This window comes from uncultured Tateyamaria sp. (genome assembly GCF_947496075.1).
Taxonomy (GTDB): domain Bacteria; phylum Pseudomonadota; class Alphaproteobacteria; order Rhodobacterales; family Rhodobacteraceae; genus Tateyamaria.
This window is the reverse complement of record NZ_CANMBJ010000003.1, coordinates 138,916-153,561: the sequence shown is the minus strand read 5'-3', so window position 1 is coordinate 153,561 and position 14,646 is coordinate 138,916. Positions and strand designations below refer to the sequence as shown.

17 protein-coding genes are annotated in these 14,646 nt (G+C 58.2%); 3 read left to right on the top strand and 14 right to left on the bottom strand.

Annotated features, from left to right (window positions below; genetic code table 11):
• Positions 1-6 precede the first annotated feature (6 nt).
• From hemA to Q1A51_RS11590, 13 genes are all read right to left on the bottom strand, one after another.
• Positions 7-1,224 (bottom strand): 5-aminolevulinate synthase, encoded by a 1,218-nt coding sequence (gene hemA / locus Q1A51_RS11650; protein ID WP_299605004.1) that lies wholly within the window; start codon positions 1,222-1,224, stop codon positions 7-9.
• The gene (locus Q1A51_RS11645; RefSeq protein WP_299605006.1) at positions 1,224-1,652 is read right to left on the bottom strand and encodes a DUF302 domain-containing protein; all 429 of its coding nucleotides are present in this window, start codon (positions 1,650-1,652) and stop codon (positions 1,224-1,226) included. Before Q1A51_RS11645 ends, hemA begins: the two co-directional genes overlap by 1 nt.
• 87 nt (positions 1,653-1,739) lie before the next feature.
• Complete coding sequence (locus Q1A51_RS11640; RefSeq protein ID WP_299605007.1) at positions 1,740-3,008, bottom strand: NAD(P)/FAD-dependent oxidoreductase; 1,269 nt, start codon at positions 3,006-3,008, stop codon at positions 1,740-1,742.
• Between the two features lie 24 nt (positions 3,009-3,032).
• Positions 3,033-3,716: a c-type cytochrome gene (locus Q1A51_RS11635; RefSeq protein WP_299605473.1), complete on the bottom strand. Its 684-nt coding sequence runs from the start codon at positions 3,714-3,716 to the stop codon at positions 3,033-3,035.
• Between the two features lie 26 nt (positions 3,717-3,742).
• Positions 3,743-5,056, bottom strand: coding sequence for a c-type cytochrome (locus tag Q1A51_RS11630; RefSeq protein WP_299605008.1), 1,314 nt, complete (start codon positions 5,054-5,056; stop codon positions 3,743-3,745).
• Entirely contained in the window at positions 5,040-6,302 is a 1,263-nt protein-coding gene (gene soxC, locus Q1A51_RS11625; RefSeq protein ID WP_299605010.1) for a sulfite dehydrogenase, read from the bottom strand. Before soxC ends, Q1A51_RS11630 begins: the two co-directional genes overlap by 17 nt.
• 18 nt (positions 6,303-6,320) lie before the next feature.
• Positions 6,321-8,021, bottom strand: coding sequence for a thiosulfohydrolase SoxB (soxB, locus tag Q1A51_RS11620; RefSeq protein WP_299605011.1), 1,701 nt, complete (start codon positions 8,019-8,021; stop codon positions 6,321-6,323).
• 88 nt (positions 8,022-8,109) lie between these two features.
• On the bottom strand, positions 8,110-8,943 hold the full coding sequence (soxA, locus tag Q1A51_RS11615; protein WP_299206344.1) for a sulfur oxidation c-type cytochrome SoxA: 834 nt from the start codon (positions 8,941-8,943) through the stop codon (positions 8,110-8,112).
• A gap of 31 nt (positions 8,944-8,974) precedes the next feature.
• The gene (gene soxZ / locus Q1A51_RS11610) at positions 8,975-9,304 is read right to left on the bottom strand and encodes a thiosulfate oxidation carrier complex protein SoxZ (RefSeq protein ID WP_299206346.1); all 330 of its coding nucleotides are present in this window, start codon (positions 9,302-9,304) and stop codon (positions 8,975-8,977) included.
• Between the two features lie 24 nt (positions 9,305-9,328).
• Entirely contained in the window at positions 9,329-9,751 is a 423-nt protein-coding gene (gene soxY, locus Q1A51_RS11605) for a thiosulfate oxidation carrier protein SoxY (RefSeq protein WP_299605014.1), read from the bottom strand.
• 22 nt (positions 9,752-9,773) lie between these two features.
• Positions 9,774-10,250, bottom strand: coding sequence for a sulfur oxidation c-type cytochrome SoxX (gene soxX / locus Q1A51_RS11600; RefSeq protein ID WP_299605016.1), 477 nt, complete (start codon positions 10,248-10,250; stop codon positions 9,774-9,776).
• A gap of 153 nt (positions 10,251-10,403) precedes the next feature.
• Positions 10,404-10,964 carry a thioredoxin family protein gene (locus tag Q1A51_RS11595; RefSeq protein WP_299605018.1) on the bottom strand — a complete coding sequence of 187 codons (561 nt, stop codon included), beginning with the start codon at positions 10,962-10,964 and terminating at the stop codon, positions 10,404-10,406.
• A gap of 18 nt (positions 10,965-10,982) precedes the next feature.
• A complete protein-coding gene (locus Q1A51_RS11590) occupies positions 10,983-11,723 on the bottom strand; it encodes a cytochrome c biogenesis CcdA family protein (protein WP_299605020.1) in 741 nt (246 codons plus the stop codon).
• 157 nt (positions 11,724-11,880) lie between these two features.
• On the opposite strand from Q1A51_RS11590, the gene Q1A51_RS11585 reads away from it, so the two are divergent.
• The 3 genes from Q1A51_RS11585 to Q1A51_RS11575 are packed head-to-tail and all read left to right on the top strand — an operon-like array spanning position 11,881 to position 13,659.
• Positions 11,881-12,171 (top strand): hypothetical protein, encoded by a 291-nt coding sequence (locus tag Q1A51_RS11585; RefSeq protein ID WP_299605474.1) that lies wholly within the window; start codon positions 11,881-11,883, stop codon positions 12,169-12,171.
• A gap of 18 nt (positions 12,172-12,189) precedes the next feature.
• On the top strand, positions 12,190-12,564 hold the full coding sequence (locus Q1A51_RS11580) for a metalloregulator ArsR/SmtB family transcription factor (RefSeq protein ID WP_299206355.1): 375 nt from the start codon (positions 12,190-12,192) through the stop codon (positions 12,562-12,564).
• 42 nt (positions 12,565-12,606) lie between these two features.
• Positions 12,607-13,659 carry a YeeE/YedE family protein gene (locus tag Q1A51_RS11575; RefSeq protein WP_299605022.1) on the top strand — a complete coding sequence of 351 codons (1,053 nt, stop codon included), beginning with the start codon at positions 12,607-12,609 and terminating at the stop codon, positions 13,657-13,659.
• A gap of 592 nt (positions 13,660-14,251) precedes the next feature.
• On the opposite strand, the gene Q1A51_RS11570 is transcribed toward Q1A51_RS11575, so the two are convergent.
• Positions 14,252-14,638, bottom strand: coding sequence for a helix-turn-helix domain-containing protein (locus tag Q1A51_RS11570; RefSeq protein WP_299671339.1), 387 nt, complete (start codon positions 14,636-14,638; stop codon positions 14,252-14,254).
• Positions 14,639-14,646 lie beyond the last annotated feature (8 nt).

Sequence of the window (14,646 nt, the reverse complement as noted above, 5' to 3'; positions counted from 1 at the left end):
ACAGTTCTACTGTGCGGCCATCGGCCGACGGGCGAGCTGACACTTGGTCCATAATTCTTCAAGGGCGGCCACCAACCGTTCCACATCCGCTTCGCTGTGCACGGGCGATGGCGTGATGCGCAAGCGTTCTGTCCCCGCGGGGACAGTGGGGTAGTTGATGGGTTGGATATAGATCCCGTGGTCTCTGAGCAGCGTGTCCGAGATGAATTTGCACTTCACCGGATCAGCCACCATCACCGGGATGATGTGACTTAGATTGTCGATGTGCGGCAGTCCGATCTTATCCAGCCGTGCGCGCACTTGCGCGACCCGCGCCTGTTGGGCTGCACGCTCGGTGGTACTTTGTTTCAGATGCCGGATGGACGCCACAGCCCCTGCCGCGACAGCAGGCGGCAAGGCAGTGGTAAAGATGAACCCGCTGGCAAAGGACCGAACGAAATCGCACAGTTCAGCCGAGGCCGCGATGTACCCGCCCATGATGCCAAAGGCTTTGCCCAAGGTCCCTTCGATCACCGTCAACCGATCCATCAAGCCTTCGCGCTCGGCCACACCGCCACCGCGCGGGCCGTAGAGACCTACGGCGTGCACCTCGTCCAGATAGGTCATTGCGTTGTAGCGATCAGCTAGATCACAAATTTTGGCAATGGGGGCGATATCCCCGTCCATGGAATAGACGCTCTCGAACGCGATCAACTTGGGGGCGTTGGCAGGCAGCGCGGCCAACTTCGCCTCAAGATCAGCAACATCGTTGTGCTTCCAGATTACCTTGTGCGCGCGGCTATGGCGGATGCCCTCGATCATGGAGGCATGGTTCAATTCGTCCGACAACACGATACAGCCGGGAATACGCGACGCGAGTGTGCCCAACGCAGCCCAGTTCGACACGTAGCCAGAGGTGAAAAGCAGCGCCGCCTCTTTCCCATGCAGATCTGCCAGTTCTGCTTCAAGCAATACGTGGTCGCGGGTCGTGCCCGAGATATTGCGCGTACCACCGGCCCCTGCCCCGGTACGGTCAAGCGCTTCGTGCATGGCGTCCAAAACGACGGGATGCTGGCCCATGCCCAGATAGTCGTTGGAACACCAGATCGTCACCTTGCCCGGCCCGTTATGGCAGGTGGCTGCAGGAAAGGCACCACGGTGGCGCTCAAGCTCTGCAAAGTCACGGTAGTTGCCGCTGTCACGCAAGGTGTCCAGCGCGGACCGGAAAAAATAGGTGTAGTTCATCAGTTCTCCACGGCGTCCGCGACAATGTCGGCCAGCAAGGCCTGCACCTTCTGCATCTCGCCTTGCGGGTATTCGCGGTAGCCAATCATGACGCCGTCAGCGTTCTCGGCCACGAAGATGCCATAGGGGCAATGCGCGATATTCATCGGGTCGGTTTCCATCACCTCTCGTGACACCACGGCTGAGCAGAAGATGAAGATATCCGCCTCTTTGAACAACTCCACATCGCTGCCTACATCCGCGCCCGTACGGTTCAGCATCTCGCCGGTGTGGCTGACATAGTCGATCACGAGACCCTTGCCGACAATTGCACTTTCCACGGCAAAGGCCGCGTCGTCAAAACTGCCGTCGAAGGGCACCGTAATTGCAGTTTCGGCATGGGCAGCGCTGGCAAGGCCCAGCGTGATGGCAAGAATGATCTGTTTCATCTTATCCTCTTATCCTCCTAATCATGCCGCAGAATTGCGTGGATGTGCGGGCGGGACCTTGAGAAGTATCAAGGCCCCGCCACGATCTCAGACAGATGCACCGAACATGTCGGCGGTGATGCCTGCGTACCAGCCTTCGGATTCCTCGTAGGTGGCTTTGCGCACATCCGAGGTTTCGCCGGTTTGCGAGATGAACCCATCCACCTTTGCGATCTTCTCTGCGGTCGCTTCGTATGTTGCGCCAACCTTCACGCCGTCATTGGCATCAATGAGTGACCAGCATGTGTTGGAGAACTTGGCCGGGAACACCTTGGACCCCGTCAGCGCACCGCGTACGGCATTAGCGCAAACCTTGGCCTGGCTGTTGGCCGAGAAGCCGGACTTGGGCATGTCGCCCTGCTGGCTTGCGTCGCCTAGGACGTGGATGTCCGGGTCGGCTTTGCTCGACATATCAATCGCGTTGACAGGCGCCCAATTGCCATCGGTCACGCCTGCGATCTCGGCAATTCGACCCGCTTTCATAGCAGGGATCACATTGCAGACATCCACCTTGGTTTCTTCGCCGTCGATGGTCACGGTCATCGCTGCGGGGTCTACAGACACTTCGCCACCGCCAAAGTCTTCACCGATCCAGTCCACCATTCCGGCGTAGTGGTTGTTCCATCCTTCCTGGAACAGGGCCATCTTCGAGAATTTCGGCTTTGGGTCGGCCACGATGATCTTGGCCGTCGGATTGTTGGCCTTGAGGTAATGCGCGATCATGGACACGCGTTCGTATGGCCCTGGTGGGCAGCGATACGGGTTTGGCGGGGCGACCATGGCAAAGGTACCGCCCTCAGGCATTGCCTTGAGCTGTGCCTTCAACAATTCGGTTTGGGACCCGCCCTTGTAAGCATGGGGCATGGCGTTCTGTGCGCTCAGGTCCCAGCCGTCCACCGCACCGTCGACAAAGTCGATACCGGGCGACAGGATCAGCTTGTCGTAAGGCAGGCTGCCGCCACCGGCGAGTGTGACCGTCTTGGCGTCGCGATCCACACCCACGGCCCAATCATGCACCACGTTCACGCCGCCCGCGGCCAGACCGCCATAGCTGTGGCCCAGGTCGTCGATTTCCTTGATGCCGCCCAGATACAAGTTCGAGAAGAAGCAGGTGTAGTAGGTGCGCGTGGGCTCGATCAGGGTCACATCAACCGCGCCCTTGCTGTCCTTGGCGATATAGCGGGCCGCCGTTGCACCCCCAGCACCGCCGCCGATCACGATCACGCGCGGCTTGCCTTGCGCGCGCACCATCGGGGCCGCAAGACTGGCGGCCGCGACGGCAGAAGTTCCAAGGAACGTCCGTCTGTTGAAAATCATATCTATATCCTCCCTAGGGTTGCCTCAGTTCTCGAGGTCTTTGAAATATGCAGCGAGAGCCGCGATCTCTTCGTCTCCCAGCCGTCTGGCGATCATCTGCATGACCGGGTGGTTGCGCTTTTTGGTCTTGTAGGCGTGCATGGCGACGACAAACTGATCCTCGGGCCAGAGCGTGATGGACGGGATGCCCTCGTCGCTGCCTGCTGCCTGGTGGCAGGTGGTGCATTCACCGCTCAGATACGCACCATATTCCGGGTCACCCTTAAGGGCGAGGATGGCGGGATCAAGATCATGGTCCACCGCCTGAGCTGTCGGATCCGCCTCGGGGATGTCAGCGGGATTGTCGGAGAATTGGCGCAGATACAAGATCAGGTGCGCGCGATCCTGCGGGTCTTTGACTCCGCGAAAACTCATGCGCGTGCCACTGGTCATGGCACGTGGGTTTTCCAGAAAAACATCCAGTGTTTCGGCGTGCCATTCCAGACCACCCGCGCCGGCACGCTGGAAGCTTTTGGAATACTTGAAGTCGTCCAGACTTGCCGCTTGTCTTCCGAACAGGCCGTTCAGATGCGGGCCGCTCCGATGTTTGGCACCGGCGCCCACTTGATGGCACCCCTTGCACTGTTGAAACACCTTCTCGCCCGCTTCCGCGTCGCCTATTTCGGCTTGGCAGGGCAGTGACATCACCCCGGCAACGGCCAAAGGCATCAGAAATCGAAATGCGCGCACGCCGATCACTCCGCAAAGCTCGCGAGATACGCGGTGATGGCGTCCAGATCCTCGGCCTTTTTCAGACCCGCAAAGGCCATCTTGGTGCCTTTCATGTAGGATTTAGGCTTGGCCAGGAAGGCGGACATTTCCTCGGCGGTCCACACCTTGCCCTCGGCATTTGCCTCGGCAAACGCGCCTGAATACTTGAAGCCTTCGACCGATCCCATTGTACGGCCCATGACGCCGTTCAGCTGTGGGCCCACCCTGTTCTGGGCCCCGTCACCCACTGCGTGGCAGGCAGAGCATTTGCGGAATACCTTTTCACCGTGTTTAAGCAGCGCGTCACCATCGCTGACTACGGCGACATCCGTCGTCTCTGATGCCGGAGCGTCCACAGGTTTTGGAGCAGCCGCGGGGATGAAGGATGGGCCTGCGGCAGTGAAGGATGGCAACCCTTTGACCGATACGGGATTCATGACGGAGTTGGACCCACCTTCGGGCGGCGTTTCTACCAAAAAGACGGAGCGCATGGTGATCTCCACCTCGTCCTTGCAATTCTCCATGCAAGGTTCGGTGCTCCACGCGGCATATTCCGCCTCTGCGCGGTCATCGACGATGAAACCATCTGCATTGTGCATCTCGACGTCCATGAACGTCTCGCGGCTCAGCACGAAATCATCATCCACCATGTCGTTGGAATAAAGGATGTAGGCGACGATGGCGTATGTCTCATCGTTTGTCAGTGTCCCCGCCCCCCCAAAAGGCATGGAACGATGGACATAGTCCCACACAGTAGAAAGATACGGCCAATAGCTGCCCACCGTCTTGACCGGATCCTTGTCGGCCAGCGTATCAAAGCCACCGGCAAGAACGGGCCAGTTGTCCACGCCTTCGGCAAAGTCTCCGTGGCAAGACGCACAATAATCGACAAAAACTTCTTCGCCGGTCCACACGTCGCCGCTGCCTTCGGGCAAACCGCGCCCATCAGGCAGAATATCAACGTCCCATGCGGCAATCTCTTCGGGATGGGCCGCGCGACCCAATCCATACCGCCCTTCAATCCGTGGTGCGGGTTCGGCCAGCGTTCCGCCCGCAGTTTGCTTGGCGGCCGCAGCTTGTATTTCAGCCACCTTCTGTTCCAGCTCAGTTGCACGCGCAGCCTCGGCCTTGGCGTTTTCGGCGGCGCTGCTTGCTTGCGCCGATACTTGTTCAACCCGCGTCTCAAGCGTGTCGATCTTGTCGGCAGCGTAGTCGCGGTTCATCAGACCGAATGCCGCCCCAAGAACAAGCGCCGTGCCCCCAAGCGCGGGAAGGAGGAAATTAGGAGACTTCGACATTCTCGGCGATCCCTTCTGCGTTCACGTACCAAGTCTGGATACAGTTGTTGTGGTAGACGGAGTTTTCGCCGCGCTGTTCGCGCAACTGTTCCTTGGTCGGTTGGACGTATCCGGTGTCGTCCATAGCCCGGGACTGCAGCAACATCGGCGCGCCGTCCCAGTCCATGTCCAGGTAGAAGCGGGTGAGCGCCTTGGTGTCGCCCTGCTTGCCCAGGCGCGCGGTTTCCCAGGTGATGCCGCCGTCCTTCGATACGTCCACGCGCGTGATCTTGCCATGACCGGACCAAGCAAGGCCCGAGATGACCAGTGGTCCTTTGCCGTGGTTGATCGGCATTTGTGGACTGGGCGAGGTGATGACGGATTTCGCATCCATCTCCCACGTCCATTTTCGGGCGGTGCCGTCCTCCAGCACATCTGTGTACTTGCTGGTTTCCTCGCGGCTTTCCACGGCCATGTCAGTCACTTCAATGCGGCGTAGCCACTTGACCCACATGTTGCCTTCCCACCCCGGCACGACGAGGCGCACCGGGTACCCGTGCTCCATACGCAAGGCCTCGCCGTTGGCCTTGAACGCGACAAGCACGTCGTCCAAGGCTTTCTCCATTGGGATGGACCGCCCATTTGAGGACGCATCGGCGCCTTCGACATACACCCATTTGTCGGGATTCATATCGGCGCCCGCCTCTTTCAGCAGGGTCCGCAGTGGCACGCCGGTATATTCCATGTTGTGGATCATACCGTGGGTGAACTGTACGCCGTTCAGTTGCGCGCCCGCCCATTCCATACCCGTATTGGCGGCGCATTCGCAGAAGTAGACGTGGTTTTCGCGCGGAAAGCGTTCCAGATCGTCATAGGTGAAGACCAGCGGCTGATCGACCAAGCCGTTAATCATCAGCCTATAATCAGGTTTCGCCAGTTCGATCGCACCCGAGTGGTGGCGTTCAAATGCACAACCCTGCGGCGTGATCGTCCCCTCAAGCGCGTGGATCGGCGTGAAGTTGATGGATGAGATGGGCGAGGCGGTCAGCCATTCCACATTGCGGCGCACCACGTGGCTCTCAAAGCTGATCGGCATGCCGTAAGGCGTTTCGTCCACGCCGACGCCCGTGTAGCTGGCCCAATCCTGCAATTCGGTGATCAGCGGATCGGGTCCACTTGCTGCTGCTGCCCCGGCCATCGACCCTGCGGCCACAGCGGCAGAGCCGCGAAGGAAGGCCCGCCGGGATGGTTTGAAGCTCTCATCCATGGTCTAGATTTCCCCTGATTAAACGCCGGTCACGACGACGCTGTTGTTGTCCTGATTGACGGTCACGGTGCCCATCTTGGCGATATGGCTTTCCACCACGTCCCAGATCTGCGGCCCCTCGGTGTCTTCGTTAACTGAAGCCCAGCCAGCGGCCACATAGGACCGTGTCGGATCAATCGCCTCGCCGGTCTTGAGCAGTGTCATATTGCTGATGCGGCTGCCCTGCGGTTGGCTGACGTCGACGTGGTAGCCAAGCCCACCCGTGCGGACCATATCGCCGCCTTGCTGGTAATAGGGGTCGGGGTTGAAGATGTTATCGGCCACGTCCTCGAGCACGACCTTCAGAAATTCACCGGTCATTTCCGTGCGATAGGCTTTGCCGTAGGTCATGGAGGTCACATTGAAGATGTCCTCGCGCGTGATGTCCTCGCCGGGTATCAGGGACGGCCCCCAACGCACGCCAGGGCTCAGTGCAATCTCGGCATCCCGCTCGGCCAATAGCGCATCGCAGATCAGATCATCCCACGTACCGTTGAAGTTGCCACGCCGATAAAGAAGGCTGTCAGTCTGCCCGATCACCTCGGACATTTCTGCCTCAAATGGCGCGCGCTGTTCGTCGATCAGCGCAGCCGTGTCTGCGTCGGGAGAAATCACATCTGAGAAGATCGGGATCAGCTTTGACTTGTAGCCCAGTACCCGACCGTTCCGAATGTCGAGGTCGATGCGGGTGACGAACTTGCCATTCGAACCGGAAGGGAAGATCAGCGTGTTGCCTGACAAAACGGGTTCGGGCAGGGCGTCATGAGTGTGGCCAGACAGGATCACGTCGATGCCAGTGACCACGGTTGCCATCTTCTTGTCCACGTCGAAGCCATTGTGGCTGAGCACGACAACACATTCGGCCCCTGCAGCGCGCACCTCGTCCACCATGACCTGCATGTTCTCGTCCCGGATACCAAAGGCGTATTCGGGGAACATCCAGCCGGGGTTTGCGATGGGCATATAGGGGAACGCTTGACCAATGACGGCGATCTTGGTGCCGCCCCGTTCGAACATCTTGTAGGGCGGGAACAGGTCAGTCGGCTCGTCCCACTCGACATCAAAGATGTTCTGGCCGAGCGCCGCGAAGGGAAGAGCCTCCACGAGCTCGGCCACCCGCTCGGACCCCAGCGTGAATTCCCAGTGGAACGTCATCGCGTCGGGCTCCAGCGCATTCATGACATTGACCATATCCTGGCCTTGGGTCTTGAGGCAGGTGTAGGACCCGTGCCACGTGTCGCCACCATCCAGCAGGATCGCGTCGGGACGGTCGGCGCGAATGGCCTTGATCACCGTTGCAACGCGATCCATGCCACCCACACGCCCGTAAGCCTGCGCCAGGGACGAAAAGTCACCCGAACTCAGCGCGTAATGCGAAGGCGAGCCATGGTCGATCCCATATAGCTTTCGGAACTCCGCACCGGTCACGTGAGGGACAGCCCCTTTGTTGCCGCCCACTCCGATATTGACGGAGGGTTCGCGGAAATAGATGGGTTTCAGCTGCGCATGAATGTCCGTGACATGGATCAGCGAGACGTTTCCGAAGGTGTCGAACTGCAGCAACTGATCCTGCGTCAGCGTCTGTTGGGCCGCCAACCGCGCCCATTTGCCAAAGCCGGAGGTTCCAACCAGCGCAGACGCCGCCATCCCAACCTGAAGAAAATCCCTGCGCGAGATCATGATGCGTGTCCCTTAATACATATGCGTATGTTTGAATTAATACGCCTAAAAAAGGGGCGTCACCCGCAGGCACGCCCCTTGATCTGGTTTACTGGCGAACCGCTGGCGTTTCGATATCCAGCCCGTTGGCACGGCTTGCCACATAAAGCTCAAGCGCCTTGAACTCTTCCGACCCTTCGGCAAAGGTCTCGGCCCGCGTATCGCGGATACAGCCGCGGAAACGGTTGTGGCGCGAAATCAGCTTGGCCTGTTTGAGGCGGTATGTCGGAAAGCCGTTGATCTGGCCCTGGCTCAGATGGTCGGCCCTGATCATGTTGCCGTAGTTGTTTTCATGGCAATTGGAGCAGGACAGCTCAAGCTGACCATAGCGGGTATAGTAGATTTCTTTGCCCTTCTCCCAGAACGGTGCTGCGTCTCCGTCTATGGCCACGTCCATGGGCATTCCACGCGACTGCAGACCGATCAGGGCAACCATCGCCTGCATGTCCGCTCCCGACCACTTCCATGGCTCAGCACCCATCACGTCCTGGCGGTGGGTATTGATCAGATCTTCCATCACGACCAGCTTGCCATCGACAACCTTGGGCATCTTGGCATGCAGCCCTGCAAATTCTTCGGGGCCATCCGTGTGGCACGAGGCACAGGACTTGCCCTCGGTCCCGTCAACCGCGTTGAACAGGTCGATGCCCTGATCGACGAATATCATCGCCGGGTTGTCAAAATCATCGACCTGAAGCGCTTGTGTTTCTGGTGTCCGGAAGCGCCAGCCTGAATAAATCGTGCTGACATTTTCCAAATGTGCCGGTGCGTCGGTTTCTGTGACAAAGGTCTCGCCGTCGATCGACAGCGTGCTATTGTCCTGCGCGATCGCAACTCCGGCCATTCCGATGACGGCCACCGCTATCCATGGTTTCAAGTTCATTTTTTCCCTCCCTGGCGAGATCACTGTCCTCTTACGAGACTTCGATCTTCTTGCTTTCCTCGTAGACGTCACCGTCGTCGTCGTACCAGGTGAATTTGAACTCACCAGATTCCGGAACAATTGCCTCGAACTGGAAATACGGGTTAGTCGAAATCGCCGGCTCCAACGCGACATCAATCACGTTCTGGCCGTTGAAGTCTGCGGTGAAGCGATTGATGATCGACCGCGGGATGATGTTGCCATCATCGTCCTTGCGCTGACCACTTTCCATCTTGTGGCTGATCAAGGTTTTGATCGTGATCGTGTCACCCGCTGATGCGGTTTTCGGGACCTTGACGCGGGGTTTTACACCAGATGCCATGTTCTTTCTCCTCGTCTTGTCTGATCAGCCGCCGCAGCCGCCAATGGTCACCTTCACGTTGGCCGATGCCTTCTGGAACGACCCATCCTCCATCTCGGCAATGGCAACGACATTCTGTGTTGCGGCCAGGCGGATACGGGTGGACGCACTGCGCGAGGCGCTGAGCGGGCCGAATTTGAAGGTCGCTACGTTGGGCACCGGATTGCCGTCGGCATAAAGCGTGATGGCAACGGCACCGGGGGCCGACACTTCGATCGGGACGGTGTTGCCGTTCTCTGCGATTTCTGGCGCCGTGATCGTTACGGCACCTTCGCCGAGATCCGCACCACCGGTCAGTTCCGCAATCGCGTCATCCGCCAGGCTGGCAAAGGCCGGAAGGCCGGTCAGGCTCGACAGCGCGACCGCGCCAGAGCCAAGTGCAAGCAGTTTTCGCCGTGTCAGTTCCATGGAACGCTCCAATTGTCTCGGGTTACTCGAATTTCAGGGTCACAAGGAACGCGACGACGTCCTCGATCTCCTGGGCGGTCAGAAGGGGTTGCACCTCGCCATCACCATGGGCCTTGCCGGTGTAGGCATCGCCAAGGCGGATGAACCCGTTTGTCTTGTAGAACGATGGCATCACAGTGCCGTCGAACATCATCTTTGCGTCAGCCACGATGCCCCGTAGTTCTGCCTCGTTCCAGCGGTCCGCAACTCCGTCGAGCGGTGGGCCGACCTCTCCGTGGAAAGGCAGGTCCGACAGCGCCTCGACTGAATGACACGCAATGCAATTGCCCGATCCCTTGTTCATCAGGATCGCACCATTGGCCGCATCACCCGGTGTGCCACTCAAGGATGAGGCAATCGCGCCATCCTCGAACACCACTGCGGTGGGTTTCACGGCCTCTGCGCTGACGACAGAGGCTGTCAGCGCTGCGGCCAGACCAAGTCCAATTCCGTATTTCATGTGCCCTCCCTTGGACGATTCCCGTCCGTTCTTGGGGGTACACTATCGTACACATTCACGATTGAGCAATATCAAATTCAACTACATGAATTTTTATATCTGTTTGCAAACGCAGCATTGGGCGCAACAATTGTTTCGCGCTTGCAGCATCGCTCAGCCGTTCTGTTCCTCGAACTTGCGTGCGTGGTACTTCTGGAACGGCTCATCGCCTTCGTATCCTTTGTCCACGACCCAGTTCAGCATGTTGAAGGTGGTCCAGCGTCCAAATGCACCGGGCATGTTGGCAACGGCTGCTTGCGTTGCCATTACATCATCGCCCACCTCTTCGGGAAAGAAGTATATGCTGGGCGTAAACAGTGCACCCCAGCGTTTGACCATATCCTTTTCGGGCAACACCGTGCCGTCAAAGTCGGTGACTTCTACATCTCCAAACATGTTGATCTGTACGACGAAAAAGTTGTCCTCGATGTATTGCGAGATCTCGGGGATCACAAAGACTTCCTCGTGCATCTTCTTGCAGTAGATGCAGCCGCGCTGTTCGACCAGAACCATCAGGCGTTTGCCCTCTGCACCCGCCTCTTCCAGATCTTCTGTCAGGTCCTTGAACGTGTCGCGCATCCACGGTGCCTTGTGCAGGCCGTCATCCCCCAGCTCAGCAGCCATCGCTGGAATGGTAAGGCACAGGGCGATCAGCAGTGCAATCAGTCGAAACATGGTATCCTCCCTTGGATGTCAGCCAATGGCGCTGAACCACGGCACGTGCTCCAGCATCCATTGGGCGATGTAGTTGATGGAATTGGTGGCAATCAGCACCCCAAACAGAATGAGAAGCGCCCCCATCATCCTCTCGATCAGGCCGAGATGACGACGAAACCGCGCCATCCACGACATGAACGGTCCTATGAACAGCGCCGCTACAACAAAGGGCAGCGTCATGCCGAGGCCGTAGACAAAGAGTAGACTCGCCCCCTGTCCGGCTGTCTCTTGTCCCGCGGCTGTGAACAGAATGGCAGCCAGCACCGGCCCCACGCAAGGTGTCCAGCCAAAAGCAAAGGCGAGACCAATTACAAAAGCGCCCAGCAGCCCCACATTCGACGTGTTCCCGGCGTCGGCCCTGAACTGGCGGTACAAAAACCCAATGCGCACGACCCCCAGGAAATGCAGACCCATCGCAATGATGATCCCCGCCGCGACCCAACGCAGCACATCGAAGTACTCGCGCACCATCTGACCGAAGGCAGTGGCCGTGGCCCCCAGCCCCATGAACACGGTGATTACACCCAAAGCAAAGCAGCACGCCGCCAGAAACGCGCGCAGTCGCACTTGTGGCGAGACCTCTGCTTCGGCTGATATCTGGTTCATACCCACCCCCGCGAGATAGCTCAGGTAGAACGGCACGATGGGCAGAATGCAGGGTGACAAGAAAGACAGCAGACCCGCCAGCAAAGCGCCCAAATATGTCACATCAAACATGATCCGGCGGCCCCTTGCCTTGAGATATTCACAAATTAGATTATGATGAAGAATGAAACGGCGTCAATCGGAGTGGGTCGTGCACACAATACGCAAATGGCTGGTCACGGCCCTTCTGACGCTACCCCTGCCCGCTGCGGCAGAGACCTATCTGCTTATGGCAGAAGAAGCAGGATGTTTCTGGTGTGCCAGATGGAACGAGGAAATCTCCCACATCTACCCAAAGACAACAGAGGGAAAGACGGCCCCCCTTCAACGCTACGATCTGCACAGCGAGACACCGGATGTCACCTTCGCTCAAAAGGTGCGTTTCACGCCCACGTTCATCCTAGTCAATAACGGAACCGAAGTGGGTCGGATCGAAGGGTATCCGGGCGAAGATTTCTTCTGGAGCCTCCTCACGATGATGTTTGAACGCGCCGACATCCCCTTGGACAAAACGGGCTAGAACGCTATGACGCTTGATATGACAATCGAACCGAACCCCAAGGTGGATACACCATCGCGCCTGCCCGTCTTCGACGCCAATATGTGTACCGAGGATATGGAAAAGATGATGCGCAACGCGCAGGACGCGTCGAATTTCCTCAAGGCGATCAGCCACGAAGGACGTCTGATGATCCTGTGCCACCTCGCTTCGGGCGAAAAGTCGGTCACCGAACTCGAAGATTTGCTATCGGCGCGTCAGGCCGCTGTGTCACAGCAGCTTTCCCGCTTGCGGCTGGAAGGGTTGGTGAAACCGCGCCGTGATGGCAAGGCGATCTACTACAGCTTGACAGATGACCGGCCCCGGCAAATCATGGAAGTCGTCTACGACCTGTTCTGCAGGGACAACGACTGACCGGTCACTTCGCCAGCGATCGGTCTTCGGGAGGAAGCCGACATGCTGGAATTGCTGGGCGAAGCCAACGCCGTTGCATTGATTGGTCTATTCGGGGGCATCGTTCTTGGACTTGCCGCACGGATTGGCCGTTTTTGTACCCTGGGTGCTATCGAAGACGTGCTTTACGGTTCGGATGATCGACGCATGCGGATGTGGCTTATTGCCATCGGCGTTGCCATCATCGGCACCCATATCGCCATGTCGCTGGGCATGTTCGATGCGTCTGAAGCGGCCTATCTTGACCGGGTGTGGAACCCTGCCGGTACGATCATCGGCGGGTTGATGTTCGGCTACGGCATGGCGCTCAGCGGCAATTGCGGCTACGGCGCCTTGGCGCGACTAGGCGGCGGCGACCTGCGGTCCTTCGTCATCGTGTTGGTCATGGGCTTGTCTGCGTATTTCGTCATGTCGGGCCCCCTTGCCCACCTGCGGGTCATGCTGTTCCCGGTCGAAACCGATGCCAGATCCGCACAAGGTTTTACACAACTGTTCGAGGGGTTCGGGGTCGCACCCCTCGTCACCGGGCTGGTTGTCGGAGGCGCGCTTTTGGCTTGGGCCATCTCGTCCGCAGACATGCGCCGTGCGCCGGGCCATTTGCTCTGGGGCGGCGTGGTCGGCACTGCGATCGTGTCCGGCTGGGTCGGCACGTACTGGGTGGCCATGGCTGGGTTCGAGGCTGAACCAATTGAAACCCACACCTTTGCCGCACCCATTGGCGACACCATCTTCTATTCCATGACAGCATCCGGCAACGCACTTTCGTTCAGCGTCGGCTCGGTATTGGGCGTCGTGATCGGCGCAGCCTTGGGGTCATATTCCAAGGGTCACTTCCGTTGGGAAGCCTGCGAAGACCCACGGGAGTTGCGACGGCAAATCATGGGCGCCGCACTCATGGGCCCCGGGGCGATCCTAGCCGTTGGATGCAGTGTCGGTCAGGGCATCTCGGCATTTTCTGTGTTGGCGTTCAGCGCGCCTTTGGCATTTTTGGCGATCTTCATCGGTGCAGCCGTGGGACTGAGACAGCTGATCACTGGCTTTGCGCCGGCAGAATAGACAAAAATGGCCTCGCCGCAGTGCTCTTTATTTACCGATGAGGCGATACGGCAGCATAATCTTCCTCACCTGTATTTAGATGTAAAGACCCTTACCTCGGTACACGTATGCGAGGCATGATTTTGCATCGGCAGTCACTGACATTTTGCCTTTCGTAGTGCTTTCGCACGGGTGCAGCCAAAGTCATTTTGTCCGCCAAGCCGATCTTAGCTCAATGCTCCTTTGTGTCGGCAGCGTGTAGCGCATCATGTCCGGGGCTCGCATAGAGCGATGCTTCACCGAAACTGTTACGTCGGACTTACACTACTACGTCGTCACTTTACGTAAGGCGCAACGCAGACCCGAGACTGAACAATTCCGCCAATGGGTTATCTCCGAAGCCGCGCAATCCGACCCTGATTTTTCAACGGTTGCTTAGTGATTGAACCGGAAGTCATCGAAGCTAGGTTTTTACCAAAGAGCAGACATCGAACAACGCGCAGCGAAAGCACACTATGTCCCGCGCAGCAGACCTTGATGTACTTCGCAGAGAGCCGCCTCTCATGATCAGCTCTGAAAGAGCCCATTTCGCCGGAGGCCTGCAACCAGCACTTCAATCTTCGGCCTGCTTCGCACGCGTTTTGTCGATGGCATCGAGAACATCTTCATTTTGAATTGCCCACTGACAGATGAGCCCGATGGGCTCATGTAGTTGTAGACCCAGCGATGTGAGTTCGTAGTCTGTCTTTGGAGGCACCGCACGTAAAACACGACGCGTAACCAGCCCGTCTCGCTCCAGCCTTCGCAACACTTGCGTCAGCATTTTCTTGGACAAGCCGGGGATGCGCCTGTGCATCTGTCCAAAATGTCTTGTACCGGATGCGAGGCAATGCAGAATAATTGGCGTCCACTTATCCCCAATGTGGTTCAGTACGCGACGGGCTGGATACTTTTCATCAAGTCTTATGCTGCTGCCATTGTCGATATTATCATTGGTCATCATGATCT

Bases quoted from the DNA above. Each gene is read 5' to 3' on its own strand.
- soxY (WP_299605014.1), bottom strand. From the start codon at position 9,751: ATGGAACTGACACGGCGAAAACTGCTTGCACTTGGCTCTGGCGCGGTC.
- soxB (WP_299605011.1), bottom strand. From the start codon at position 8,021: ATGATCTCGCGCAGGGATTTTCTTCAGGTTGGGATGGCGGCGTCTGCG.
- Q1A51_RS11635 (WP_299605473.1), bottom strand. From the start codon at position 3,716: ATGCCTTTGGCCGTTGCCGGGGTGATGTCACTGCCCTGCCAAGCCGAA.
- soxC (WP_299605010.1), bottom strand. From the start codon at position 6,302: ATGGATGAGAGCTTCAAACCATCCCGGCGGGCCTTCCTTCGCGGCTCT.
- Q1A51_RS11580 (WP_299206355.1), top strand. From the start codon at position 12,190: ATGACAATCGAACCGAACCCCAAGGTGGATACACCATCGCGCCTGCCC.
- Q1A51_RS11590 (WP_299605020.1), bottom strand. From the start codon at position 11,723: ATGTTTGATGTGACATATTTGGGCGCTTTGCTGGCGGGTCTGCTGTCT.
- Q1A51_RS11585 (WP_299605474.1), top strand. From the start codon at position 11,881: ATGGCAGAAGAAGCAGGATGTTTCTGGTGTGCCAGATGGAACGAGGAA.
- Q1A51_RS11570 (WP_299671339.1), bottom strand. From the start codon at position 14,638: ATGACCAATGATAATATCGACAATGGCAGCAGCATAAGACTTGATGAA.
- hemA (WP_299605004.1), bottom strand. From the start codon at position 1,224: ATGAACTACACCTATTTTTTCCGGTCCGCGCTGGACACCTTGCGTGAC.
- Q1A51_RS11640 (WP_299605007.1), bottom strand. From the start codon at position 3,008: ATGATTTTCAACAGACGGACGTTCCTTGGAACTTCTGCCGTCGCGGCC.
- Q1A51_RS11595 (WP_299605018.1), bottom strand. From the start codon at position 10,964: ATGTTTCGACTGATTGCACTGCTGATCGCCCTGTGCCTTACCATTCCA.
- soxA (WP_299206344.1), bottom strand. From the start codon at position 8,943: ATGAACTTGAAACCATGGATAGCGGTGGCCGTCATCGGAATGGCCGGA.
- soxX (WP_299605016.1), bottom strand. From the start codon at position 10,250: ATGAAATACGGAATTGGACTTGGTCTGGCCGCAGCGCTGACAGCCTCT.
- soxZ (WP_299206346.1), bottom strand. From the start codon at position 9,304: ATGGCATCTGGTGTAAAACCCCGCGTCAAGGTCCCGAAAACCGCATCA.
- Q1A51_RS11575 (WP_299605022.1), top strand. From the start codon at position 12,607: ATGCTGGAATTGCTGGGCGAAGCCAACGCCGTTGCATTGATTGGTCTA.
- Q1A51_RS11630 (WP_299605008.1), bottom strand. From the start codon at position 5,056: ATGTCGAAGTCTCCTAATTTCCTCCTTCCCGCGCTTGGGGGCACGGCG.
- Q1A51_RS11645 (WP_299605006.1), bottom strand. From the start codon at position 1,652: ATGAAACAGATCATTCTTGCCATCACGCTGGGCCTTGCCAGCGCTGCC.